General features: G+C 72.5%; 21 protein-coding genes and 2 pseudogenes. 21 read left to right on the top strand and 2 right to left on the bottom strand.

Annotated elements, in window-relative coordinates; translation table 11 throughout:
• The first annotated feature begins 329 nt into the window (after positions 1-329).
• On the top strand, positions 330-1,625 hold the full coding sequence (locus QUE38_RS04585) for a M23 family metallopeptidase (RefSeq protein WP_286310434.1): 1,296 nt from the start codon (positions 330-332) through the stop codon (positions 1,623-1,625).
• Between the two features lie 48 nt (positions 1,626-1,673).
• On the top strand, positions 1,674-2,858 hold the full coding sequence (locus QUE38_RS04580) for an FAD-dependent monooxygenase (RefSeq protein WP_286310433.1): 1,185 nt from the start codon (positions 1,674-1,676) through the stop codon (positions 2,856-2,858).
• Positions 2,859-2,917: 59 nt separating this feature from the next.
• On the opposite strand, the gene QUE38_RS04575 is transcribed toward QUE38_RS04580, so the two are convergent.
• Complete coding sequence (locus tag QUE38_RS04575; protein ID WP_286310432.1) at positions 2,918-3,430, bottom strand: hypothetical protein; 513 nt, start codon at positions 3,428-3,430, stop codon at positions 2,918-2,920.
• Entirely contained in the window at positions 3,430-3,915 is a 486-nt protein-coding gene (ppa, locus tag QUE38_RS04570) for an inorganic diphosphatase (protein ID WP_286310431.1), read from the bottom strand. Before ppa ends, QUE38_RS04575 begins: the two co-directional genes overlap by 1 nt.
• A gap of 68 nt (positions 3,916-3,983) precedes the next feature.
• On the opposite strand from ppa, the gene tilS reads away from it, so the two are divergent.
• From tilS to cls, 19 genes and pseudogenes are all read left to right on the top strand, one after another.
• Positions 3,984-5,042, top strand: coding sequence for a tRNA lysidine(34) synthetase TilS (tilS, locus tag QUE38_RS04565; protein WP_286310430.1), 1,059 nt, complete (start codon positions 3,984-3,986; stop codon positions 5,040-5,042).
• Between the two features lie 105 nt (positions 5,043-5,147).
• Positions 5,148-5,699 carry a hypoxanthine phosphoribosyltransferase gene (hpt, locus tag QUE38_RS04560; protein ID WP_286310429.1) on the top strand — a complete coding sequence of 184 codons (552 nt, stop codon included), beginning with the start codon at positions 5,148-5,150 and terminating at the stop codon, positions 5,697-5,699.
• Positions 5,700-5,799: 100 nt separating this feature from the next.
• A pseudogene (gene ftsH, locus QUE38_RS04555) lies at positions 5,800-7,817 on the top strand (ATP-dependent zinc metalloprotease FtsH).
• 8 nt (positions 7,818-7,825) lie between these two features.
• Positions 7,826-8,266 (top strand): annotated as a pseudogene (folE, locus tag QUE38_RS04550) (GTP cyclohydrolase I); the annotation flags it as partial.
• Positions 8,267-8,416: 150 nt separating this feature from the next.
• Positions 8,417-9,265 (top strand): dihydropteroate synthase, encoded by an 849-nt coding sequence (folP, locus tag QUE38_RS04545; protein ID WP_286311651.1) that lies wholly within the window; start codon positions 8,417-8,419, stop codon positions 9,263-9,265.
• Positions 9,258-9,629, top strand: coding sequence for a dihydroneopterin aldolase (gene folB, locus QUE38_RS04540; RefSeq protein ID WP_286310428.1), 372 nt, complete (start codon positions 9,258-9,260; stop codon positions 9,627-9,629). The genes folP and folB overlap by 8 nt, the downstream gene beginning before the upstream one ends.
• Positions 9,629-10,168, top strand: coding sequence for a 2-amino-4-hydroxy-6-hydroxymethyldihydropteridine diphosphokinase (gene folK, locus QUE38_RS04535; protein ID WP_286311649.1), 540 nt, complete (start codon positions 9,629-9,631; stop codon positions 10,166-10,168). The genes folB and folK overlap by 1 nt, the downstream gene beginning before the upstream one ends.
• A complete protein-coding gene (locus QUE38_RS04530) occupies positions 10,165-11,130 on the top strand; it encodes a DUF3180 family protein (protein ID WP_286310427.1) in 966 nt (321 codons plus the stop codon). The genes folK and QUE38_RS04530 overlap by 4 nt, the downstream gene beginning before the upstream one ends.
• The gene (locus tag QUE38_RS04525) at positions 11,127-12,791 is read left to right on the top strand and encodes a PH domain-containing protein (RefSeq protein ID WP_286310426.1); all 1,665 of its coding nucleotides are present in this window, start codon (positions 11,127-11,129) and stop codon (positions 12,789-12,791) included. Before QUE38_RS04530 ends, QUE38_RS04525 begins: the two co-directional genes overlap by 4 nt.
• Entirely contained in the window at positions 12,781-13,521 is a 741-nt protein-coding gene (locus QUE38_RS04520; RefSeq protein ID WP_286310425.1) for a Rossmann-like and DUF2520 domain-containing protein, read from the top strand. Before QUE38_RS04525 ends, QUE38_RS04520 begins: the two co-directional genes overlap by 11 nt.
• Positions 13,518-14,402 (top strand): pantoate--beta-alanine ligase, encoded by an 885-nt coding sequence (gene panC / locus QUE38_RS04515; RefSeq protein WP_286310424.1) that lies wholly within the window; start codon positions 13,518-13,520, stop codon positions 14,400-14,402. The genes QUE38_RS04520 and panC overlap by 4 nt, the downstream gene beginning before the upstream one ends.
• Positions 14,403-14,540: 138 nt before the next feature.
• Positions 14,541-16,061: a lysine--tRNA ligase gene (gene lysS / locus QUE38_RS04510; RefSeq protein ID WP_286310423.1), complete on the top strand. Its 1,521-nt coding sequence runs from the start codon at positions 14,541-14,543 to the stop codon at positions 16,059-16,061.
• Between the two features lie 13 nt (positions 16,062-16,074).
• The gene (locus QUE38_RS04505) at positions 16,075-16,281 is read left to right on the top strand and encodes a hypothetical protein (RefSeq protein ID WP_286310422.1); all 207 of its coding nucleotides are present in this window, start codon (positions 16,075-16,077) and stop codon (positions 16,279-16,281) included.
• A 239-nt stretch (positions 16,282-16,520) separates the two neighbouring features.
• Positions 16,521-19,094: a M14 family zinc carboxypeptidase gene (locus QUE38_RS04500; RefSeq protein WP_286310421.1), complete on the top strand. Its 2,574-nt coding sequence runs from the start codon at positions 16,521-16,523 to the stop codon at positions 19,092-19,094.
• A gap of 189 nt (positions 19,095-19,283) precedes the next feature.
• Positions 19,284-20,072: a DeoR/GlpR family DNA-binding transcription regulator gene (locus QUE38_RS04495; RefSeq protein WP_286310420.1), complete on the top strand. Its 789-nt coding sequence runs from the start codon at positions 19,284-19,286 to the stop codon at positions 20,070-20,072.
• Positions 20,069-21,055 carry a 1-phosphofructokinase family hexose kinase gene (locus QUE38_RS04490; RefSeq protein WP_286310419.1) on the top strand — a complete coding sequence of 329 codons (987 nt, stop codon included), beginning with the start codon at positions 20,069-20,071 and terminating at the stop codon, positions 21,053-21,055. Before QUE38_RS04495 ends, QUE38_RS04490 begins: the two co-directional genes overlap by 4 nt.
• Positions 21,052-23,115: a PTS fructose transporter subunit IIABC gene (locus QUE38_RS04485; RefSeq protein ID WP_286310418.1), complete on the top strand. Its 2,064-nt coding sequence runs from the start codon at positions 21,052-21,054 to the stop codon at positions 23,113-23,115. Before QUE38_RS04490 ends, QUE38_RS04485 begins: the two co-directional genes overlap by 4 nt.
• 157 nt (positions 23,116-23,272) lie before the next feature.
• Complete coding sequence (locus QUE38_RS04480) at positions 23,273-23,461, top strand: hypothetical protein (protein WP_281884770.1); 189 nt, start codon at positions 23,273-23,275, stop codon at positions 23,459-23,461.
• A 3-nt stretch (positions 23,462-23,464) separates the two neighbouring features.
• Entirely contained in the window at positions 23,465-24,940 is a 1,476-nt protein-coding gene (gene cls, locus QUE38_RS04475; protein WP_286310417.1) for a cardiolipin synthase, read from the top strand.
• The last annotated feature ends 7 nt before the right edge of the window (positions 24,941-24,947 follow it).

The following is a 24,947-nucleotide window of genomic DNA, read 5'->3' as shown; positions in this document are numbered from 1 at the left end:
TCCGCCAGATTCCAAAACGAGGTCGGAACCGATCCCACGACGTGCCGAAGACGCTCCCGGCTGCCGGCGGGCGCGTCGGTAGCGTCACGCTCGACACGTCCCTCGTCCGGGGGCCGAGCATCAGGTCGGCCGTCAATACCGAGGATCGCACGGTCCGTTGTTACTGTGGCTGATGTTGCGTATGTGACAGATGTGACGAACGTGACCAACCGGCCAGACGGCGGGAGCGGGGAGCAATGCACCACACGGCGGGGGATGCGACGGGGGTCGCACCGCGGCGAACGAGCCGCGCGCGCACGATCGCGCCCGCCGTCCGCCGCGTCGTGGGCGTGCTGGGAGCGCTCCTCCTCGTCGCGACCATGTCGATCGCCACGCCCGCGCCCGCGACCGCCGCCGAGTACCCCACGTGGGACGAGGTGAAGAAGGCCAAGGCCAACACCGCAGCGGGCGCCGCCGCGGTCACCGAGATCACCGACCTCATCGCGCAACTCGAGACCCGCGTGGCAGAGACCCGCGCCGAAGCCGAACGGCGCACCGACGAACTGCTCGCGGCGCAGCAGGCGTTCGACGACGCGAACCGGCGCGCCGAGGAGATCCAGCAGCAGGCCGACGAGAGTGCGGCGGAGGCCGCCGAGGCCGAGGAGAACGCCGGCCAGCTCGCCGCGCAGCTCTATCGCGCGGGCGGCACCGACCTCGGCATCAACCTCATGTTCGAGGCCGGCACGGCCGAGGAGACCGACGAGCTGCTCGCCAAGCTCGGCAACATGAGCAAGATGGTCGAGCGCGCCGCCGGCGTCTACGAGGAGGCCCTGCAGGCCGCGAACACCGCGCAGGCGCTCGGTGAGCAGGCCGCGGTCGCACGAGACGAGCGCGAGGTGCTGCGCATCGCGGCCGAGGAGGCCCTCGTCGCCGCGCAGGAGGCGCAGGCTGCGGCGGAGGCCGCGCTCGCCGAGTCCGAGGACAAGAAGATCGAGCTCGAGCAGCAGCTCGCCTACCTGAAGGACAAGGAGGCGACCACGATCGCCGCCTACCAGGAGGGCGAGCGCAAGCGGAAGGAAGAGGAGGAGCGTCGGCGCAAGGCCGCCGAGGCCGCGGCGCGCGCCGCGGCCGCACGGGCCGCTGCGGCGGCGGCTGCGGCGGCGGCTGCTGCCGCGGGTGGTGGCGGTGGCGGTGGCGGCGGGCTCCCCGGCGGCACGACCAGCAGCCAGGGCTGGGCGGTCCCCGCGTACGGGTACATCAGCGGCTACTACGGCCCGCGTACGAGCATCTGCACGCCCGGCGGCTGCTCGGGCAGCTACCACTACGGCACCGACCTCGCGACCGGCTGCTCGGCGCCGATCTACGCCGCGGCGTCCGGCAGGGTCGTCTACGCGGGGTGGTCGGGCACCTACGGCAACTTCATCAGGATCGACCACGGCAACGGCTTCTCGACCGGCTACGCGCACATCCGCTCGGGCGGGGTGTTCGTCGGCTACGGGCAGACCGTGAGCGTCGGGCAGAACATCGCGAGCGCGGGCAGCACGGGCGCATCGACCGGATGCCACCTGCACTTCGAGGTCTTCCAGAACGGGTACCGCATCAACCCGCAGCCGTTCATGGCTGCGCGCGGGGTGCCGCTGGGCTAGCCTCGCCCCGAGGCATCCGCTCGCCGTACCCGACCCGAGGAGCCGCGCATGCACGCCGTCATCTGCGGAGCCGGGATCGCCGGGCTCGCCGCCGCCATCTCGCTCGAGCGCCACGGTTGGCGGGTCACGCTCGTCGAGCACGCGCACGAGCTGCGCGACGGCGGGTACATGATCGACTTCTTCGGGCCGGGGTACGACGCGGCCGAGCGCATCGGCATCCTCGACGACCTGCGCGAGCGCGCGCACGAGGTCGATCGCGTGGAGTGGGTCGACGAGCACGGTCGCGCGCACGCCCGGCTGCGGTACGACCGCATGCGCGACGCGCTCGACGGGCGCCTGTTCTCGCTGCTGCGCGGCGACGTCGAGCGTGCGCTGCGCGAGGCCCTGCCTGCCGCGGTCGAGCTGCGCTTCGGCACCACCGTGACGGGCGTCGTGCAGCATGACGGCGGCGTCACGGTCGAGCTCGGCGACGAGCGCGTCGAGGCCGACCTGCTGGTGGGCGCCGACGGCATCCACTCCGGCGTGCGCGCGCACGTCTTCGGCCCCGAGGGGCGGTTCCTGCGCCCGCTCGGCCTGCACACGGCGGCGTGGTTCTTCCGCAGCGACGCGGTGCACGACGCGATCGCCGACCGCTTCGTGATGATGAGCGTGCCGGGGCGCATGGCCGGCGTCTACGAGGTGGAGCCGGGCCTGTTCGCCACGTTCTTCGTGTTCGAGGAGGAGTCGGCCGAGATGCCGTCCGATCCGCTCGCCGCGCTGCGGGAACGCTTCGGCGACCTCGGCGGGTTCGTGCCGGCGATGCTCGCGGCCGAACCGGTCGGCGACGTGTACTACGACCTGGTCGCCCAGGTCGAGGCGCCGGCCTGGCACGACCGCCGGGTCGTGCTGATCGGCGACGGTGCCTACGCGGTCTCGCTCGTCGCCGGACAGGGGGCGTCGCTCGCGCTCTCCGGCGGCGTCGCGCTCGGCGAGGCGCTCGACGTCGGCGCGCTCGGCGGGGGCGCGGACGCGATCGAGGCCGCGCTGCAGGCCTTCGAGGTGCGCGTGCGACCGTCGGTCACCGAGAAGCAGGCGGCCGGGCGCAAGACCGCGAGGTGGTTCGTGCCGTCGAGCCGCTTCGCGATCGGGATGCGCAACCTGGCGATGCGGGTCGTCGACCTCCCCGGCATGGGCCGGCTGGTCAGCCCGGCGATCGGCGTCGACGCGAAGGGGTTCGCCCCGCCGACGCGCTGAGCGCGGGTCGGGCGATACCTGTCGGCCGCGAGAGAATCACCGGTCCCGCCGCGAACGGATCAGTGCACGAGCACCTTCAGCAGCGCCAGCAGCCCGCCGAAGCTCGCGGTCACGAGCGCGCCGAGGATGCGCAGGTGCATCGGCGCGCCCCGCCGCTGGTGCGCCAGGTACCCGAGCACGCCGAGCAGCACGATGCACGACCACAGCGCGAGCCACGTCGCCGGGGCGTCGGGCACGATGCGCAAGGTGCCGAGCAGCAGGATCGCGCAGGGGATGAGCGCCGAGACCAGCAGGCCCCACGAGGCGCGCGCCGCCAGCCGGAAGGACTCGGCGAGGCTCAGCGCAGCGTCGTCCTCGAACCCGTGCCGCGCGATCGTGCCCGCGTAGACGTGCGCGGCCCAGAACACGAGCACCGTCGCCACGACCGTGACCAGCACCTGCCACGACGTGGTCGCGTGCGACCCGCCGATCACGATCATGCCGGCGACGAGCAGCACGCCGTAGACGGCCTGCTCGGTCGCCAGGCCGGCACGGATGATCGGGTGCCGACCCGACGCGGAGTTCTCGGGCATCAGTGCCCGGGGAACGCCTCGAACGCCTTGGCGATGAGCGACTCGGCCTCGGCGGCATCCGCCCAGCCCTGGGTCTTGACCCACTTGCCCGGCTCGAGGTCCTTGTAGTGCTCGAAGAAGTGCTGGATCTCCTTCTTCGTGTACTCCGGCACGTCGGCGACGTCCTGGATCCAGTCCCAGCGCGGGTCGCCGGCGGGCACCGCGATGACCTTCGCGTCGCCGCCGCCGTCATCCTCCATGAGGAACACGCCGACCGGGCGCACGGTCACGCCGACGCCGGGGAACAGCGGGTACTGGGTGAGCACGAGCACGTCGAGCGGGTCGCCGTCGTCGCCGAGGGTGTTCTCGAAGAACCCGTAGTCGGTCGGGTACATGAAGTTCGTGTACAGCACGCGGTCGAGGAAGACGCGGCCGGTCTCGTGGTCGACCTCGTACTTGTTGCGGCTGCCCTTCGGGATCTCGATGATCGCGGCGTACTCGCCCATGGTTCTCCTTGTTCTGGGGATGCCCCGGGGCTCGCTGCCGCGCGGGAAGACGGGAATAAGGTTACTTGATGCCCTCCGATGCCCAGCGGGCCGGCCGCCCCCGGCTCACCCCGCCGATCGCCGACGTGCGACGGGCGGTGCGCGGCGCACTCGAGGGTCTCGGCGGCGGGGTGCAGGGCGAAGCGGATGCCCCTGGGCGCACCGCGCCCGCAGCCGACGCGCCGCTCGTGCTCGTCGCCCTCTCCGGCGGCCCCGATTCGCTCGCCCTCGCCGCGGGCGCCGCGTTCGAGGCGCCCCGTGCGGGCCTGCGCACGGGCGCGGTCATCGTCGACCACGGGCTGCAGGATGGGTCGGCGGATGCCGCCGGGCGGGCGTCCGCGCAGGCGCGCGCGCTCGGGCTCGACCCGGTCGTCGTGCGCACGGTCGAGGTGTCGGCGACGGGCGACGGCCCCGAGGCATCCGCCCGCACCGCCCGCTACGCGGCGCTCGATGCGGTCGCGCGCGAGACCGGCGCCGTGGCCGTGCTGCTCGGCCACACGCTCGACGACCAGGCCGAGACCGTGCTGCTCGGGCTCGCCCGCGGTTCGGGCGCGGGCAGCCTGCAGGGCATGGCTGCGTCGAGCGGCCGATACGCCCGGCCGCTGCTCGGCATTCGACGCGAGACCACCCGGCAGGCCTGCCTCGATGCGGGGCTCGACCCGTGGGACGACCCGCAGAACGCCGACCCCGCGTTCGCCCGGGTCCGGGTGCGCGACGAGGTGCTGCCCGTGCTCGAGCGCGCGCTCGGACCGGGCGTCGCCGAGGCGCTCGCGCGCACCGCCGAGCAGCTGCGCGAGGACGAGGCCGCGTTCGCCGACCAGATCGACGAGTTCATCGAGGAGCTCTGCGAGCCGGCCGAGGCGGGCATCGCGGTGTCGGTCGCGGCGCTCGCCGCGAACCCCGCCGCGCTGCGGCAGCGCATCATCCGGCATGTGGTCGCGAGCGAGTTCGGCACGGCGCTCTCGCGCGTGCAGACGCTCGACGTGGCCCGGCTCGTGACCGACTGGCACGGGCAGGGGCCGCTCGACCTGCCGGGGTGCCGGGCGGCGCGCGTGGGCGCGCGCCTCGTGTTCACCGCGGCGGGCTGAGCGAGGCATCCGTCGCCCCTGCCCGCATCGCCCGCATCGCGCGCACGCCCGCGGCCTCGTAGGCTCGTACCGAACGGCGGGCGAACCACGAGGAGCAGAGCCACAATGCGCGCGAGCGACATCGAAGCAGACCTGACCGAGGTGCTCTGCACCGAGGACGAGATCCACGCGAAGCTCGCCGAGCTCGCCCGGCGCATCGAGGCCGACTACGAGGGGCGCGACCTGCTGCTCGTGGGCGTGCTGAAGGGCGCCATCATGGTAATGGCCGACCTCGCCCGCGAACTCGACCGGCACGTGCAGACCGACTGGATGGCCGTGTCGTCGTACGGTGCGGGCACGGTCTCGAGCGGCGTCGTGCGCATCCTGAAGGACCTCGACACCGACCTCTCCGGCCGGGACGTGCTCATCGTCGAGGACATCATCGACTCGGGGCTCACGCTCTCCTGGCTGACCTCGAACCTGCGCACGCGCGGCGCCTCGTCGGTCGAGATCTGCGCGCTGTTCCGCAAGCCCGAGGCGCTCAAGGTGCACGTCGACGTGAAGTACGTCGGCTTCGACATCCCGAACAAGTTCGTCGTGGGCTACGGCCTCGACTACGCGGAGAAGTACCGCAACCTGCGCGACGTCGGCGTGCTGGCGCCGCACGTCTACTCGTAGCATCCGCTCGACCGGCCGCTCCGGGCCGCAATCGCTGCCACGCAGCCCACAGCGAACACTCGGCGGACGCCGAGCACCCGCGAGGTAGCCTTGCAGCACCATGAACTTCAAGAAGATCCTGCGCGGGCCGCTGCTCTACATCCTGCTCGCGGTCGTGGCCGTGTGGATCGGATCCACGCTGATCACCGCCTCCGGTTTCCGTGAGGTGTCGACGCAGCAGGGCCTGGAGTTCCTCGCCGACGGCGACGTCGCGGCCGTCAAGATCGTCGACGGTGAGAACCGCGTCGACCTCACGCTCGCGACGGCCGACGAGGAGTACGGCTCCGAGGTGCGCTTCTACTACGTGACCCCGCGCGGCGAGGACGTCATCAACGCGGTCAACGCCGCAGCGCCGGCCGACGGGTTCACCGACGAGGTGCCGCAGTCGAACTGGTTCCTGTCGATGCTCGGCATCCTCCTGCCGCTGCTGCTGATCGGCGTGTTCTTCTGGATCATGCTGTCGAGCATGCAGGGCGGCGGCAGCCGCGTGATGCAGTTCGGCAAGTCGAAGGCGAAGCTCGTCTCGAAGGAGAGCCCGAAGGTCACGTTCGACGACGTGGCCGGCGCCGAGGAGGCCATCGAGGAGCTCCACGAGATCAAGGAGTTCCTGAAGGAGCCGGCGAAGTTCCAGGCCGTCGGCGCGCGCATCCCCAAGGGCGTGCTGCTGTACGGCCCGCCCGGCACGGGCAAGACGCTGCTCGCGCGCGCCGTCGCGGGCGAGGCTGGCGTGCCCTTCTACTCCATCTCGGGTTCCGACTTCGTCGAGATGTTCGTCGGCGTCGGCGCCTCCCGCGTGCGCGACCTGTTCGAGCAGGCCAAGCAGAACGCGCCGGCCATCATCTTCGTCGACGAGATCGACGCCGTCGGCCGCCACCGCGGCGCCGGCATGGGCGGCGGCCACGACGAGCGCGAGCAGACGCTCAACCAGCTGCTCGTCGAGATGGACGGCTTCGACCCGAAGACCAATGTCATCCTCATCGCCGCGACCAACCGCCCCGACATCCTCGACCCGGCGCTGCTGCGCCGGGCCGGTTCGACCGCCAGATCGGCGTCGACGCGCCTGACCTGAACGGCCGCCGCCGCATCCTCGAGGTGCACGGCAAGGGCAAGCCGCTCGCCAAGGGCGTCGACCTCGAGGTCGTCGCACGCAAGACCCCCGGTTTCACGGGCGCCGACCTGGCGAACGTGCTGAACGAGGCCGCGCTGCTCACCGCGCGCTCGAACGCGCAGCTCATCGACAACCGCGCGCTCGACGAGGCGATCGACCGCGTCATCGCCGGTCCGCAGCGCCGCACCCGCGTGATGAAGGACAAGGAGAAGCTCATCACCGCGTACCACGAGGGCGGGCACGCCCTCGCCGCGGCCGCGATGAACTACACCGACCCGGTCACCAAGATCACGATCCTGCCGCGCGGTCGCGCCCTCGGCTACACGATGGTGCTGCCGCTGGAGGACAAGTACTCGGTCACCCGCAACGAGCTGCTCGACCAGCTCACCTACGCCATGGGCGGCCGCGTCGCCGAGGAGATCGTGTTCCACGACCCCTCGACGGGCGCCTCGAACGACATCGAGAAGGCCACCTCGACGGCCCGCAAGATGGTCACCGAGTACGGCATGAGCGCGAACGTCGGCGCCGTGAAGCTCGGCCAGGCGCAGGGCGAGGTGTTCCTCGGACGCGATATGGGCCACCAGCGCGACTACTCCGAGCGCATCGCCGAGGAGGTCGACGCCGAGGTGCGCGGGCTCATCGAGCAGGCGCACGACGAGGCGTGGACGGTGCTGAACGAGAACCGCGACGTGCTCGACAGGCTCGCCGCGGAGCTGCTCGAGCACGAGACGCTCGACCACAACCAGATCGCCGAGATCTTCAAGGACGTCACGAAGCTGCCCGAGCGCCCGCTCTGGCTCTCGAGCGACCAGCGTCCGGTCTCCGACCGCCCGCCGATCGAGATCCCGGTCGCGAAGGCGCCGATCGACGCCGGCGCGGTCGACGGCGGCATCGACTCCGACCCGGAGGTCGCCGCCTCGCAGGAGTCCAGCCGCCCGGCGCGCTCCAACCCGCGCCCCGCAACCGCCTGACCCCGCCCATGGGCGACGCGATCGACGGGCCGCGCATCGAGGCCGCCGTGCGCGAACTGCTGCTCGCGATCGGCGAGGACCCCGACCGGCCGGGCCTCGAGCGCACGCCAGCGCGGGTCGCCGAGTCGTTCGGCGAACTGTTCGCGGGGCTCGACGCGGACCCGGTGGCGGCGCTCGGCGAGCCCGTGCCGCTCGGCACGACCGACGCGGGCGAAGCGACGACGTCCGACACCGTGATCGTGCGCGACCTCGGGTTCCGCTCGGTCTGCGAGCACCACCTGCTGCCGTTCCTCGGCACCGCGCACGTCGCGTACGTGCCCGACGGGCGGGTGGTCGGCCTCGGCCGCGTGCCTGCCGCGATCGACGTGCTCGCCGCTCGGCCGCAACTCCAGGAGCGCCTCGCCGACGAGATCGCCGACGCCCTCGAGGCCGCGCTCGCCCCGCGCGGCGTGCTCGTCGTGCTCGAGGCGGTGCACGGGTGCGTCACGAGCCGGGGGCGCGTCAGTCGCAGAGCTCGACCGTCACCGTCGTCGCCCGCGGGCTGCTCGCCGACCCCGCCAGGCGGGCGGAGGCGATCACCCTCATCGGCGGGCGGGCGGATGCCTGAGGCCGGCGTGCCGACCGGTGCGGAGGCCCGCCCGGGGCATCCGCTCGTCATGGGCGTCGTGAACGTCACGCCCGACTCGTTCAGCGACGGCGGCCGGTGGTTCGGCACCGACGCCGCGGTCGTGCACGCGCTCGACCTCGTGCGCGACGGCGCCGACATCGTCGACGTGGGCGGCGAGTCCACGCGGCCCGGGGCGGCGCGGGTCGACCCCGAGGAGGAGCTCCGGCGCGTGGTGCCGGTCGTGCGCGAGCTCGCGGCGCTCGGCCTGCGGGTCAGCGTCGACACCATGCGCGCCGCCACCGCCGCGGCCGCCGTCGAGGCCGGGGCGACCATCGTCAACGACGTATCGGCCGGACTCGCCGACGCCGAGATGGCGCGGGTCGTCGCGGGGTCGGATGCCACCTACGTCGCCATGCACTGGCGCGGCCACTCCGACCGCATGGACGCGCTCGCCGAGTACGGCGACGTCGTCACCGAGGTGCGCGACGAGCTCGCCGCGCGGGTCGACGCGCTCGAGGGCGCCGGCGTGGCGCGCGACCGCATCGTGATCGACCCGGGCCTCGGGTTCGCCAAGCGCGCCGAGCACAACTGGCAACTGCTGGCCCGGCTCGACGAGCTCGGCGCGCTCGGGCTGCCCGTGCTGGTCGGCGCCTCGCGCAAGCGGTTCCTCGGCGCGCTGCTCGACGCGGACGCCCCGGTGTCGGCGCGCGACCTGCCGACGGCCGTGGTGAGCGTGCTGAGCGCACGCGCCGGCGCGTGGGCGGTGCGCGTGCACGACGTGGCGTCCACACGCCTCGCGCTCGCGGTCGGCGAGGCGTGGCAGAGTGGTGGCCGTGAGTAGTGCCCGAGACCGCATCTCGCTGCGCGGCATCCGCGTGAGAGCCCACCACGGCGTCTTCGACTTCGAGCGGGAGCAGGGGCAGGAGTTCGTCATCGACGTCGACGCGCGCCTCGACCTCGCCCCCGCCGCCTCGGGCGACGCGCTCGCGGCGACCGTGCACTACGGCGAGCTGGCCGAGGAGGTCGCCGCCGCCGTGCGCACCGACCCGGTCGACCTCATCGAGACCGTCGCCGAGCGGGTCGCGGCGGTCGTGCTCGCGCACGACGCCGTCGAGGAGACCACGGTGACGGTGCACAAGCCGCAGGCGCCCATCGCGGTGCCGTTCGACGACGTGGCCGTGACGATCGTGCGGGGCCGGGCGTGATGGCCCTGTTCCGCCAGCGCAGGGGCGACCGCGGCACCCACGTCGTGCTCGCGTTCGGCAGCAGCCTGGGCGACCGCGAGGGCACGATCGGGCAGGCGATCGCCGACGTCGACATGCTGCGCGAGACCCGCGTCGAGGCCATCTCGCCCACCTATGAGACGATCGCGATCACCGACGAGGGCGCCGATCCCGACGCGCCCGCCTACCTGAACTGCGTCATCGCGATCCGCACCGACCTCAGCCCGCACGCCCTGCTCGACGCGATCCACACCATCGAGCGCGGGCACGGCCGGGTGCGCGACGAGCATTGGGGGCCGCGCACGCTCGACATCGACATCATCACCTTCGGCGGCCTCGAGCTCGACGACGAGACGCTGACCATTCCGCATCCGCGTGCCTGGCAGCGCGCGTTCGTGCTCCAGCCGTGGCTCGACATCGAGCCGAAGGCCGTCATCCCCGGCTACGGTCGCATCGACGAGCTGCGCGCGGTCGCGTTCGACGAGGTCGCGCCGTACGAGCCCGACCAGGGCGCATCGTGAGGCGCACCGGCGCCCCGACGCTGCTGCTGCTCGCCGTCGGCGGGGCGGCCGTGGCGTTCCTGCTCGAGCTGCTCGTCGTGAACACGGGCAGCGCGGCGATCGTGCCGCCCCTGTCGCTCGCCATCACCCTCGCGGGTGTCGGCGCCGTGGTCGTCGCACTCGCCTGGCCCATCCGGCGCGCCGTGAAGGGCACCGGGCCGCGGCACGTCGACCCGTTCCGAGCGATGCGCATCGCGGTGCTCGCGAAGGCGAGCAGCCTGAGCGGCGCGCTGCTGCTCGGGTTCGGGGCCGGGGTGCTGCTCTACCTGGTCACCCGCACGGTGCTGCCGGCGGGCGGGGCGACCTGGCTCGCGCTCGCCTCGATGCTCGCCGCCGGCGCGCTGCTGGCGGCCGGCCTCGTGGCAGAGTTCTTCTGCACCCTTCCCCCGACGACGATGACGAACAGACCGAGGAAGCACATGTCTGAGCCCGAGGACGCCCCCGCCGCCACGCACGTCATCGACGACGGCTGGCGCCGGGTCTCGCCGAAGTACGTCGTGGTCGAGGTCGTCGGCTCGGTCGTCGGCGTCGTGATCGTGGGCGTGGTCGGCGGCGTGCTGTGGAGCATCTTCCAGCTGTGGTGGATCGCCGCGATCGCGGGCGGCATCATCCTCGTCTCGCTGATCTCGATCGCGTTCGAGCCGCGGCGGGTGCGCTCCATCGCATACCGGCTGCGCGAGGACGACCTGCTGTTCCGACGCGGCATCCTCTACCAGCGCCGCGTCGCCGTGCCGTACGGCCGCATGCAGCTCGTCGACATCACCCGCGGCCCGGTCGCGCGCTGGCTGGGCCTCGCCGACCTGAAGCTGGTGACCGCGGCCGCGGCGAGCGGCGTGGCCGTGCCCGGCCTGCCCTTGGCCGAGGCCGAGGAACTGCGCGACCGGCTGGTCGCCCTCGCCGAGACGCGCCGGGCGGGGCTGTGAGCGCACCCTCCGAGGGTGCACGCGCCGCCCTGTCGACCGACCTCGCCGACGGCGAGTGGCATCGGCTGCACCCGCTCACCCCGCTGCTGCGGGGCGGCATCTTCCTGATCGCGATCATCGGCTTCGTGATCGCGAACCTGCGCGAGCGCGTGGTCGACCTGTTCCTCATCGCCGTCTCGCCGGGCACCCCGATCGACGCCGACGACTTCGACGGCGACCCGGTCTCGCTGCTGGTGCGCTCGGGCAACGTGGGCTGGGGCCTGCTCGCCATCCTCGTGCTGCTGCTGCTCCTGCTCGGCGGGTTCTTCCTGAGCTGGCGCCTGCACACGTTCCGCATCACGTCCGAGGCCGTCGAGGTGCGCTCGGGCATCGTGTTCCGCTCGCACCGCAGCGCCCGGCTCGATCGCATCCAGGGCATCAGCATCACCAAGTCGCTCATCCCGCGTCTGGTGGGCGCCGCGAAGCTCGAGGTGTCGGTCGCCGGGCAGTCGGCGAGCGTGCAGCTGTCGTACCTGCAGGGTCGCCTGGCCGACGCGCTGCGCGCCGACATCCTGCGCCTCGCGTCGGGCGTGAAGGCGGCGAAGGCGCGCGCGGCGGCGCCCGAGGGTGCGGTGACGGATGCCCCTGAGCCGGCCCCGCTCGCCGCTGCGGCGGCCGCACCGGGCGACCCGGCCGCGACCCCCGCAGGCACGACCGCCGGGAACGGGCACGGCGACGGGCTCGTGCAGCGCCGCGTCGACGAGTTCCTCGCGCCGGAGCTCGACCCCGACCTCGCACCCCCGGAGTCGGTCGTGCACATCCCGCTCGGTCGCGTCATCGGCTCCTCGGTGCTCGGCGGCTCCACGCTCGCGCTCCTGATCTTCGCGGGCGTCATCGCCTGGGGGCTGACCTCCGGCTCGGCGTGGGTGCTGTTCTCGTTCGTACCCGCCGTGATCGGTGTCGTCACGTACATGTGGTCGCGCATCACGAAGTCGCTGCGGTACTCCATCGCGGGCACGCCCGACGGCGTGCGCGTCGGCTACGGCCTGCTCTCGACCCAGAACGACACGCTGCCGCCCGGGCGCATCCACGCGATCCAGGTCGGCCAGCCGCTGCTCTGGCGGCCGTTCGGGTGGTGGACCGTGCGCATCAACGTTGCCGGCCAGACCGTGAGCGCGTCGGGCGACGCGCAGCGGCGCAGCCTCGTGCTGCCCGTCGGCACGATCGCCGACGTGCGCCGCGTGCTCGGGCTGCTGCTGCCCGACGCGTCCGACGACGTGCTCGACCGGCTCACGACGACCGGCATGGTGGGTGCCGGTGGCGACGACGCCTTCATCGGCGCACCGAAGGCGGCCGCCTGGCTGCGACCGTTCTCGTGGCGCCGCACCGGGTACGCGATCGCCGACGGCGTGGTGCTCTTCCGCGGCGGCGTGGTCTGGCGCTCGCTCGTGCTCGTGCCGCTCGCGCGCACCCAGTCGGTCGCGCTGCACCTCGGGCCGCTGCGGCGGATGCTGGGCCTCGCGCTCGTGCGGGTGCACACCGTCATGGGCCCGATCACCCCGACGCTCCCGGTCGTCGCGCGGGGAGACGCCGAGGCGTGCGTGGAGCAGGTCGCGGCCGGCGCGATCGAGTGGGCGCGCCTCGACGCGAGCGATCACTGGGGCGGCGCGCGTGCCGACTGAGCGCACGGGGCGCCTCGGCGTCGGCACGATCGGCGCCGGCCGCGTGGGGCCCGTGCTCGCGTCGGCCCTCGCGGGCGCCGGGCACGCGCTGACCGGCATCTCGGCGGTGTCGGCCGAGAGCCGCGAGCGCGCGGACGCCATGCTCCCCGGCGTGCCGGTGCTGACGGTGCCCGAGGTGGTCGAGCGCAGCGAGCTGGTGCTGCTCGCGGTGCCCGACGACCAGCTCGAGTCGCTCGTCGCGGGTCTCGCCGAGACGGGCGCCTGGCAGCCCGGCCAGCTCGTCGCGCACACCTCGGCGCGCTTCGGCACGACGGTGCTGGAGCCTGCCCTCCGGCGCGGCGCGATCCCGCTGGCGATCCACCCGGCGCTGACCTTCACCGGCACGAGCGTCGACCGCACCCGCCTCGCGGGCGCCTGGTTCGGCGTCACCGCGCCGGCCCCGGTGCTGCCCATCGCCCAGGCCCTCGTGGTCGAGATGGGCGGCGAGCCGCTCGTCATCGGCGAGGGCGACCGGCCGGCCTACGCGGAGGCGATCGAGACGGCCGCCTCGTTCTCGACGGCGATCGTCGAGCAGGCGACCGGGCTGCTGGCCGGCATCGGCGTCGACGAGCCGGGCCGCGTCATCGCACCACTCGTGCGCTCGGCCGTCGAGAACGCGCTCGCCCGCTGGGCCCCGAGTACCATCGACCTGTCCGCGCTCGCCGAACCGTTCGCGGAGGAGGACGAGTGAGCACGCCAGACGCACCGCGGGTCGTCCGCGAGATCGCCGCCCTGCGCGGCGCGATCGCCACCCTCCGGGAGCGCGGGGCGGATGCCTCGGGCGACCGCACGCGCGTCGCGCTCGTGCCGACCATGGGTGCCCTGCACGACGGCCATCTCGCGCTGGTGCGCCGCGCCCGCGAGCTCGCCGACGTGGTGGTCGTGTCGATCTTCGTGAACCCGTTGCAGTTCGCCCCGAGCGAGGACCTCGACCGCTACCCGCGCACCATGGACGCCGACCTCGCGGCGCTCGCGCCCGAGGGCGTCGACCTGGTCTTCGCGCCGGGCGTCGACGACATGTACCCGCACGGCCCGAGCGAGACCCGCGTGGTCGCGGGCCCGATCGGCGACCGCTACGAGGGCGCCGCGCGCCCCGGCCACTTCGACGGCGTGCTGACGGTGGTCGCGAAGCTGCTGCACATCGCCGGGCCCGACCTCGTGATGTTCGGCCGCAAGGACGCGCAGCAGTGCTTCCTCGTCATGCGCATGGTCGCCGACCTCGACCTGCCCGTCGAGGTCGTGCCGGTGGAGACCGTGCGCGAGGCCGACGGGCTCGCGCTCTCGAGTCGCAACCGCTACCTCGACGGCGACGCCCGCGCGGCGGCCAGGGCGCTGCCCGACGCGCTCGAGGCCGCCCGCGAGGTCGCAGGCTCCGGCCTCGCGGAGGTGCTCGCCGAGGCGGCCGGCGCGTTCGGCGACCACGAGGCGGCCGTGCTCGACTACCTCGTCGTGGTCGACCCGGCCACGTTCCTGCCCGTCGACGACGACCATCGCGGCCCCGCCCGGGTGCTCGTCGCGGCCGACGTCGCCGGCACCCGCCTCATCGACAACGCCGAGATCGTCCTCGGCTGACTGCGCGCCCTGCCGACCACGGCGATTCGGGCCCGCGACGATAGGCTGGTCACCGCGCTTCGCGCGCCGCGCGCGCCCGCCTTCGATCGGGCGCCGTCCCGCGGCATCCGACACCCCTCGACAACCGTGAGAGAGAGCATGGCCGAGCAGCAGAGCCCCGCCGACGCGACCGAGCCCACCCCGGAGGAGATCTCCGAGCAGCAGGCGGTTCGGCTCGCCAAGCGCGAGCGGCTCATCGAGCAGGCCGACGACCTCGGCGGCGGTGCGTACCCGGTGTCGCTGCCGATCACCGACGCCATCGCCGACGTGCGGGCGAGGTTCGTGGGGCTCGGCGTCGACGAGGCGTCCGGCGAGCGGGTCGGCGTGGCCGGCCGCATCGTGCACCTGCGCAACACCGGCAAGCTGTGCTTCGCGGCGCTGCAGTCGGGCGACGGCGCGCGCATCCAGGCCATGGTCTCGCTCGCCGAGGTGGGCGAGGAGCAGCTCGCCGCGTGGAAGGAGCTCGTCGACCTGGGCGACCACGTGTTCGTCGCCGGCGAGGTCATCACGAGCCGCCGCGGCGAGCTGTCGATCATGGCGACCGAGTGGCGCATGGCGGCCAAGGCCATCCAGCCGCTGCCGAACCTGCACAACGAGCTCTCCGAGGAGACGCGCGTGCGCAGCCGCTACCTCGACCTCATCGCGCGCGAGCAGGCGCGCCGCACCGTGCTCGACCGTGCGGCGGTCAACGCGAGCCTCCGTCGCACGTTCACCGAACTCGGCTTCGTCGAGGTCGAGACGCCCATGCTGCAGGTCATGCACGGCGGAGCATCCGCTCGCCCCTTCGTGACCCACTCGAACGCCTTCGACACCGAGCTGTACCTGCGCATCGCGCCCGAGCTGTACCTCAAGCGCGCCGTCGTCGGCGGCATCGAGCGGGTGTACGAGATCAACCGCAACTTCCGCAACGAGGGCGCCGACTCGACGCACAGCCCCGAATTCGCGATGCTCGAGGCGTACCAGGCGTACGGCGACTACCACTCGATCGCCGACCTCACGCAGCGCCTCATCCAGGACGCCGCGCTGGCCGTCTCGGGCTCGCATGTCGTGACCTGGGCCGACGGCACCGAGTTCGACCTCGGCGGCGAGTGGGACCGCATCTCGATGTACGACTCGCTGTCGGCCGCGGTGGGGGAGACCATTTCGCCCGAGACGCCGATCGAGCGCCTGCGCGAGCTCGCCGACGCCGAGGACATCGAGATCGACCACCCGCTGCACGGCAAGTACGTCGAGGAGCTCTGGGAGCACCACGTGAAGGGCGGCCTCGAGCGGCCGACGTTCGTCATGGACTTCCCGGTCGACACGTCGCCGCTGGTGCGCGCGCACCGGTCGATCGCGGGCGTGGTCGAGAAGTGGGACCTCTACGTGCGCGGGTTCGAACTCGCGACCGGCTACTCGGAGCTCGTCGACCCCGTCGTGCAGCGCGAGCGCTTCGTCGAGCAGGCGCGCCTGGCCGCCGGCGGCGACCCCGAGGCGATGCAGCTGGACGAGGAGTTCCTCCGCGCGCTCGAGTTCGGCATGCCGCCGTCGGGCGGCATGGGCATGGGCATCGACCGCCTGCTCATGGCGGTCACGGGCCTCGGCATCCGCGAGACGATCCTCTTCCCGCTGGTCAAGTGAGCGGATGCCCCTGATGAGCGCCGACCGCCCCGCGCCGGGCTCCGAGCCCGGCCCCGACGACGCCCGCGCGGGCGGGGCCGACGCCGAACAGGCCGAGCGCGAGGCCGCCGAGGCGCGCGCCCGCGCCGACCGCAACCGCGTGCGCGGCTGGATCATCGCCTCTGCGATGGGCCTCTGGCTGATCGGCCTCGGCCTCTGGCAGCTGCTCACCGGCAACTGATCGAAGCGATTCGAGCCGTACGAAACGTGCACGAAATGCAAACGCATGAATCGTGCACGCGTACGCACAGAACGCAATGAACTGGTCTGGTTGACCGGTCTGCACGCATGACAGGGTGGATTCACCCCCTGCAATACGCACGATTCCGTACCCGGAGAGTGTGAGCGACCGGGTCGGGCTCCGGGCATCCGCCGGTCTCGGAAGGTCGAAACGAACCCTACCTTCCAGATCGGAGCAACATGTCGTTCCATCGCGCCACCGCCGGCGTCGGCGTCTCGGCGGTCCTCGCCGCGACGCTCGTCGCCGGAGCCGCGCCCGCCGCGGCCCTCGACGGCACACCGGCCGTCCCCGTCGTCTCCCCGGTGTCCTCCCTCGTCGTACCGCCGACCAGCTACCCGTTCCAGCCGGTGCTGGAGACGGTGCCCGACGACCCCACCGACGCGTCCATCCATCGCGGCGTCATCCCCTACGACGAGATCGCACCGATGCTCAACGGCCTCACCGCCGTCAGCGACCGCATCTCGGTGCAGGTCGTCGGCCAGAGCGCACTCGGCAAGGACATCCACCTCGTGACGCTGACCGCGCCCGAGACGCGCGGCGAGACGACGCGGCAGGCGAAGTTCCGCGAGATGATCAAGCAGAACCCGAAGGCCGCGGCGAAGAACCAGTCGCTCATGAAGAACTACAAGGTGCCGATCTGGTTCAACTCGAACATCCACGGCAACGAGTGGGAGGGCACCGACGCGGTGCTCGAGTACATCGAGCACCTCGCCACGGCACCGTACGCCGAGGTGGCGGACCTCCTCGAGCACAACCGCCTCTACTTCACCATCACCAACAACCCGGACGGCCGCGCGCTCGGACAGCGAGCGACGGCGGACGGCTTCGACGCGAACCGTGACATGGTGACCGGTGCCACGAGCGAGGCGCGCCTCATCCGCGACCTCTCCGGCGTGCTCCAGCCGACCTTCTACATCGACCTGCACGGCTACACGAACGTGCTGCAGATCGAACCGTGCGGCCCGCCCCACGGCGAGAACTACGAGTACGACCTGTTCCTGCCGCACGCGTACGCCGCGGCGCTCGAGATCGAGGAGGCCGTGACCGAGGCCGACATCCCCGGCAACACGTACCTCGACCTCGAGACGAACCGCGTGACGACCGAGAACACCGGTCACATCCGCATCCCGTACCGCGACATCCGCTCGGGCTGGGACGACTGGCCCCCGATCTTCACCCCGCAGTACGTGGCCTACCAGGGTGCGATCACGAACACCGTCGAGCTGCCGCTCGGCCGCACGGGCGACCCCGAGCTGAGCGCGGAGCGTTCGGCGATCAACATCGAGGTCGCGGGCGTCGTGATCGACAGCTCCGTCGACTACGTGCTGGAGCACTCGGAGGCGCTGCTCTCGAACCAGATCGAGATCTTCCGCCGCGGCATCGCGGGCGAGCCGCTCGTCGAGATCCCGGCCGACGTCGACCCGGCGGATGTGCCGGCGCCGAACGAGTGGGCGGAGATCTGGGACGAGACCGACGTGTACACGGCGGAGTTCCCCCGTGCGTACGTCATCCCCATGGGTGACGGGCAGCGTTCCGACACCGACGCGGCCGCCCTGGTCGACCAGCTCATCGCGAACGGCGTCGAGGTGCAGCGCGCGACCAAGGCGTTCGCGGCCGGCGGCACCGACTACCCGGCCGGCTCGTACGTCGTCGACATGCACCAGCCGCTGCGCGGCATGGCGAACGTGCTGCTCGCCGACGGGTCCGACATCTCCGACCGCGTGCCGTCGATGTACGACATCTCGGCCTGGAGCCTCGCGCTCCTCTGGGGTGCGGACGTCCACGCGGTCGGCACGACCGGCGACCCGGCGCTCCCCGCCAAGCTCACGGCGGTGACCGAGGCGGCCTCCACCGGCTTCGTGCCGGCGGCCGGCAGTTACCTCGAGCTCGCCACGAGCGGCGTCGCCGAGTACCAGGCGCTCACGTCGCTGCTCGAGTCGGGCATCCCCGTCTCCGCGTTCGCCGACGGCTCGGTGATCCTGGGGCCGGATGCCGCGAGCCACGCGGCGGCGGTCGAGGTCGCCGGCCTGTACGGCGTGGCGTTCACCGCGTCGGACGGGTCGCGGCTCGGGACCGAGGAGAGCACCGGTCTCGGTGAGCTGACCGTCGCGTACACAGGTGGTGGCGACGACCTGCTCACGCTGCAGAAGCTCGGGTTCGACGACATCGTCGCGATCTCGTCGGGTGCACTGAACGATGGGCTGCAGCTCGACGATGTCGAGGTGCTCTGGCTCGGCGGGAACCTGAACCTCGCGACCGGCAGCGACGGTCGGGCCGAGGTCGACGAGTTCCTTGCGGCCGGCGGCGGCGTGGTCGGCGAGGGGACGGCGATCGCGTCGTTCGCCAGCTCGTTCGGCCTGGTCGAGTCCACCGCGACCTCGGGTCGCAGCGGCTCGAACGGCATCGTCTCGGTCGAGCCGACCGCGGGCGGGCTGCTGTCGGCCTACCCGCAGGACACCGCGTTCGTGTACCCGGCCGTGTGGTACTCGGAGCTCGGCGAGAACGCCGTGGTCGAGCAGTCGTATGCGGCCGACCCGTTCATCTCGGGGCACTGGCGCGACCAGACCGGGCGCTCGACGTACGACGCGGCCGGCCAGGCGTCGGTCGTCTCGGCCGAGACCGAGGCGGGCAACCGCGTGCTGATGTTCGGCACGTCGGTCACGTTCCGCACCCACCCGGTGGGCATGTTCAGCGAGATCGGTCGCGGGCTCTTCTGGGCCGGCGGTGCGGGAGCGGAGGTTCCCGCTCCCTGATCGCAGGGCGACACACGGCGGCGCCGGTCGGGTTCGTCCCGGCCGGCGCCGTCGGTCGTGTGCGGGGCTGGTGGCGGCATCCGATTCTGTGGCTCATTCTGCGTATGTGTTGCCAAATGTGGGAATGTGTGGGAGTCTGTGCGTACGTCGCCGGCGACCCGCCGCGACGGAACGACCAGCGGGGGCCGCATGTACGCGACGGAGCGACACGAACGCATCGCCCGCGCCATCGCGCAGGTCGGCCGGGTGTCGGTCGCGGAGCTCTCGCGGGAGTTCGGCGTCACCGCCGAGACCATCCGCCGCGACCTCGACCAGCTCGAGCAGCAGGGGCGACTCCGTCGCGTGCACGGCGGCGCCGTGGGCGCGGGCAGCACGACGCTCGCCGAGACGTCGCTGCGCGAGCGCCTGCCGCAGCGCTCCGACGAGAAGGACCGCATCGCCCAGGCCGCCGTCCGCTTCGTGCCCGGCACCTTCCGCGGCTCGCTGCTCCTCGACGCGGGCAGCACGACCTCGCGCCTCGCCGACCTGCTCGCCACCTGGCAGCCCGCGGCGAGCGACGCGACCATCGACGTCTCCACGAACTCGCTGCCCATCGCCTCGACGCTGCACGGCAGCCCGCATCTGCGCCTGCGCATGCTCGGCGGCGCGGTCCGCGGCATCACCGGCGCGGCCGTCGGCCCGGCCACCGTGCGCCAGCTCTCCGAGCTGCGGCCCGACATCGCGTTCGTCGGCACGAACGGCGTGAGCGTCGAGTTCGGGCTGTCGACGCCCGACGAGGCCGAGGCCGCGGCGAAGGCCGCCATGGTGCGCGCGGCCCGGCGGGTCATCGTGCTCGCCGACTCGACGAAGCTGGCGTCCGAGGCGCTCGTGCGCTTCGCCGACCTGGCCGACGTGGACGCGCTCATCACCGACACGCCCCCGCCGGCCGACCTCGCCGCGGCGCTCGCCGCGGCCGACGTGGAAGTGGTGCTCGCATGATCGTCACGCTCACCGCCAACCCCTCGATCGACCGCACGGTCGAGCTCGACGAGCCGCTCGAGCGCGGCGCCGTGCAGCGCGCGGTCGCCACCCGCGAGGACCCGGGCGGCAAGGGGGTCAACGTCACCCGCGCGCTCCGCGCCGCGCGCGTGACCTCGATCGCCGTGCTGCCGGCCGCACCCGGCGACCCGATGCTGGCCGCGCTCGACGCGGAGTCGGTGCCGTATCGCGCGGTGCCGATCTCCGGTCGCATCCGCTCGAACCTCACGATCGCCGAGACCGACGGGCAGACCACCAAGATCAACGAGCCGGGCCCCGAGCTCGACGCCGACGCGCAGCGCGCGCTCATCGCCGCCGTGGTCGAGGCGTGCGACGGCGCCGACTGGCTCGTGATCGCCGGCTCGCTGCCGCCCGGCGCGCCCGACGACTTCTACGCGCAGGTCGTGCGCGCGGTGCGCGCCGAGACGCACCCGGCGCCGCGCATCGCGGTCGACACCTCGGGGCCCGCGCTCGCAGCACTCGTCGAGGCCGAGCTCGCGGTCGACGTCATCAAGCCGAACGCCGAGGAGCTCGCCGAGTTGCTGGGCCGCTCGAGCGAGGAGGAGCTCGAGGCCGGTCCGGATGCCGCGGTCGCACTCGCCCGCACCATCCCCGCGACGCGCGTGCGCACGAGCCTCGTCACGCTCGGCGCGGTCGGCGCCGCGGTCGTGGCGCCCGAGGGCGCGTGGTTCGCCGCCGCCCCGAAGATCACCGCGAGGAGCACCGTCGGCGCCGGCGACTGCTCGCTCGCGGGCTACCTCATCGCATCCGTCGAGGGTGCGCATCCGTCGGCGGCGCTCGCGAGCGCCGTCGCGTACGGCGCCGCCGCGGCCTCGTTGCCCGGCAGCGTCGTTCCCACCCGATCGCAGGTCGATCCCGACCGGGTCGTCGTCACCGAGGCCGGCACCGTCGCCGGCTCCGAACCCACAAGGAGCACCTCATGAGTGAGCTCATCGAGCCCGGGCTCGTCGTCCTCGACGCCGACCTCGGCCCCGACAAGTCCGACGTCATCCGCGCGCTCGCGGGACGCGTCGCGACCGCCGGTCGTGCGACCAGCGCAGAGGCCCTCGCGGCCGACGCGTGGAAGCGCGAGCAGCAGTCGTCGACCGGCCTGCCCGGCGGCATGGCCATCCCGCACTGCAAGTCGCCCGCGGTCACGCAGGCGAGCCTCGCGGTCGCGCGCCTGAAGCCGGGCGTCGAGTTCGACGAGGGCGAGGCGGCCGACCTGGTCTTCATGATCGCCGCGCCGGAGGGCGCCGCGCAGGACCACCTCGCGCTGCTCGCCCTGCTCGCCCGGTCGCTCATGAAGGACGACTTCGTCGCGTCGCTGCGTTCGGCCGCGACGCCGGAGGAGGTCGTCGAGATCGTGCAGGGTGCGCTGCGCGAGGACGAGGAGGCGGCCCCGGCGGCGGCCGCTGCCACGGGCGCTGCGGCCGCGGGTGCAGCGGGCGCCGCAGCGGCATCCGCCACGACCACGACCGCGGATGCGTCGGCCGGCGGCCGCCGCTCCATCGTCGCCGTCACCGCGTGCCCCACGGGCATCGCGCACACCTACATGGCGGCCGACGCGCTGAAGGCCGCGGCCGAGCGCGCGGGCGTCGAGTACCACGTCGAGACGCAGGGCTCGGCAGGCGCCACCCCGGTGCCGCCTGACGTCATCGCCGCCGCCGACGCGGTCATCTTCGCGGTCGACGTCGACGTGCGCGACAAGGCCCGGTTCGCCGGCAAGCCGGTCGTCCAGGTGCCCGTGAAGCGCGGCATCGACGAGGCCGACGAGCTGGTCGCGCGGGCGCTCGCCGCGGCGGACGACCCGAACGCCACCCGCGTCGCGGCGGGCGGCGGGGGCGGCGGCCAGGCCGCGACATCCGCTGCGGCCAACGAGTCGGTCGGCGGCAAGCTCAAGCGCTGGCTGCTCACCGGCGTGAGCTACATGATCCCTTTCGTCGCCGGCGGCGGTCTGCTCATCGCGCTGGGCTTCCTGCTCGGCGGGTACGACATCACCGACAGCGCGACCGAGATCGTGCTCGGCAGTGCGCTCTGGAACCTGCCGCCCGGCGGGCTCGGCGAGTACCTCGGTGCGGTCGCGTTCACGATCGGTGCCGCGTCGATGGGCTTCCTGGTGCCGGCGCTCGCGGGCTACATCGCCTACGCGATCGCCGACCGGCCGGGCATCGCCCCGGGCTTCACGGTGGGCGCGGTCGCGCTCATCATGAACGCGGGCTTCATCGGCGGCCTCGTCGGCGGCCTGCTCGCCGGTGCGGCGGCCTACTGGATCGGCAAGATCCAGGGTCCGCGCTGGCTGCAGGGCCTCATGCCGGTGGTCATCATCCCGCTGCTCGCGTCGATCGTGGCATCCGGCATCATGCTGATGCTGCTCGGCGGCCCGATCGCGACGCTGATGACGGCGCTCACCGACTGGCTGAACTCGCTCACGGGCGTCGGCATGATCGCCCTGGGCGCGCTCCTCGGCTTCATGATGGCATTCGACCTCGGCGGGCCGATCAACAAGGTGGCCTACTCGTTCGCGGTCGCCGGGTTGTCTGCCGGGTCGATCGAGAACCAGACGCCGTGGATGATCATGGCCGCGGTGATGGCCGCCGGCATGGTGCCGCCGCTCGCGCTGGCGCTGGCGACGGTGCTCGCGCCGAAGCAGTTCAACGAACTCGAACGCGAGAACGGCGCGGCGGCGTGGCTGCTCGGCGCGGCGTTCATCTCGGAGGGCGCCATCCCGTTCGCGGCGGCCGACCCGCTGCGCGTGCTGCCCGCGGGCATCCTCGGCGGCATCACGACGGGCGCGATCTGCATGGCGATGGGCGTCACCTCCCAGGCCCCGCACGGCGGCATCTTCGTGTTCTTCGCGATCGGCAACCTGCTCTGGTTCGTCATCGCGATCCTCGCGGGCATGGTCGTCTCGGCGCTCGCGGTGATCGCCCTCAAGAAGTGGACGCGCCGCTCGCCCGTGGCCGACGCCGTCCCGGCGGCTGCGGTGCCTGCCGCGGCCTGACACCCGAGCGGATGCCCCTGAGCGCCACGCGCGCCAGGGGCATCCGTCGTTCCTGCCTTGTGCCCTCGCGCCCGCCCACGCGCCGACAACCCGCCCGCATGGCCCCCGATCGGGCGAGTCGCGCCCGCGGCGCGCGACCCCGTATCCTGTAGGGGCTATGGACGACTTCTGGGCGAACGCGATCTGGTCGCTGGCGCCGACCGTACTCATCGGGCTGGTGTTCTGGTTCGTGATGCGATCGGTGATCCGCGCCGACCGCAACGAGCGCCGCGCCTACGCCCGCATCGAGGCGGAGGAGCGCGCGAAGCTCGGCCTGGACGCCCCGCGAGACGGCTCGGCCGCCTGACGCATGACGGACGCCGGGGAAGACGCGCTCATCACGCTGATCGTCGCGGGCGCCGTGCTGCTCGTCGACCTGGTCGTGCGCATCGTCGCGATCATCGTCGTCCCGCGCAACCGCAAGCCCACCGCCGGCATGGCGTGGCTGCTCGCGATCTTCTTCATCCCGATCATCGGCGTGCTGTTCTTCCTGCTGATCGGCAACCCGAAGCTGCCGAAGCACCGGCGTGAGAAGCAGTCGGAGATCGACCGGTTCGTGCGCGAGACCACGCACGGCATGGAGCGGGTGACGAGCACCGACGGCTGGCCGGCCTGGTTCGAGGGCATCGTGCGGATGAACCGCAACCTCGGCTCCATGCCGCTGGTCGGCGGCAACTCCGCCCGGCTCATCGACGATTACGAGGCGAGCCTCGGTGCGATGGCCGACGCGATCGACCAGGCGAAGCGGTTCGTGCACGTCGAGTTCTACATCTTCGCGCTCGACCCGACCACGCGCCGCTTCTTCGAGAGCCTCGCGGCGGCGCAGGCGCGCGGCGTCACGGTGCGGGTGCTGCTCGACCACGTGGCATCCGTGCGGGTGAAGAACTACAAGGACACGGTGAAGTTCCTCACCGATGCGGGCATCGACTGGCAGCTGATGCTGCCCGTGCAGCCGCTCAAGGGCAAGTACCAGCGGCCCGACCTGCGCAACCACCGCAAGCTGCTGGTCGTGGACAGCGAGGTCGCGTTCACGGGCTCGCAGAACGTGATCGACCGCAGCTACAACAAGCCCGGCAACATCAAGCGCGGGCTGCAGTGGCAGGAGCTCATGGCGCGCCTCGAGGGGCCGATCGTGTCGGGCCTGAACACGATCTTCCTGGCCGACTGGTACCTCGAGACCGACGTGCTGCTCGAGCGCGACATCGTGCCGTTCTCCCAGGAGGCCGAGCAGGAGAACCTCGACTGCCAGGTCGTGCCGTCGGGCCCCGGCTACCAGAACGAGAACAACCTCAAGCTCTTCCTGTCGCTGTTCTTCGCGGCGCGCGAGAAGATCATCATCACGTCGCCGTACTTCGTGCCCGACGACGCGATGCTGTCGGCCATCTCGTCCGCGACGCAGCGCGGCGTGCACGTCGAGCTGTTCGTCTCGGAGATCGGCGACCAGGCGCTCGTCTACCACGCGCAGCGCTCCTACTACGAGGCGCTGCTGCGGGCCGGCGTGCGCATCTACATGTACAAGGCGCCGTACATCCTGCACGCGAAGCACCTGTCGATCGACGACGATGTGGCGGTCATCGGCACGAGCAACATGGACATCCGCTCGTTCCTGCTGAACATGGAGATCTCGCTGCTGGTGCGCGGCGAGCAGTTCGTCACCGACATGCGCGCGGTCGAGGCGAAGTACCGGGAGGACAGCCGCGAGCTCACCTTGGAGGAGTGGCTGCAGCAGCCGCTGCGCTCGACGGTGCTCGACAACCTCGCGCGGCTCACCTCGGCGCTGCAGTAGCGGGGCG

This window comes from Agromyces mangrovi, assembly GCF_030296695.1.
Lineage (GTDB): Bacteria > Actinomycetota > Actinomycetes > Actinomycetales > Microbacteriaceae > Agromyces > Agromyces mangrovi.
This window is presented reverse-complemented; position numbering and strand designations above follow the sequence as displayed.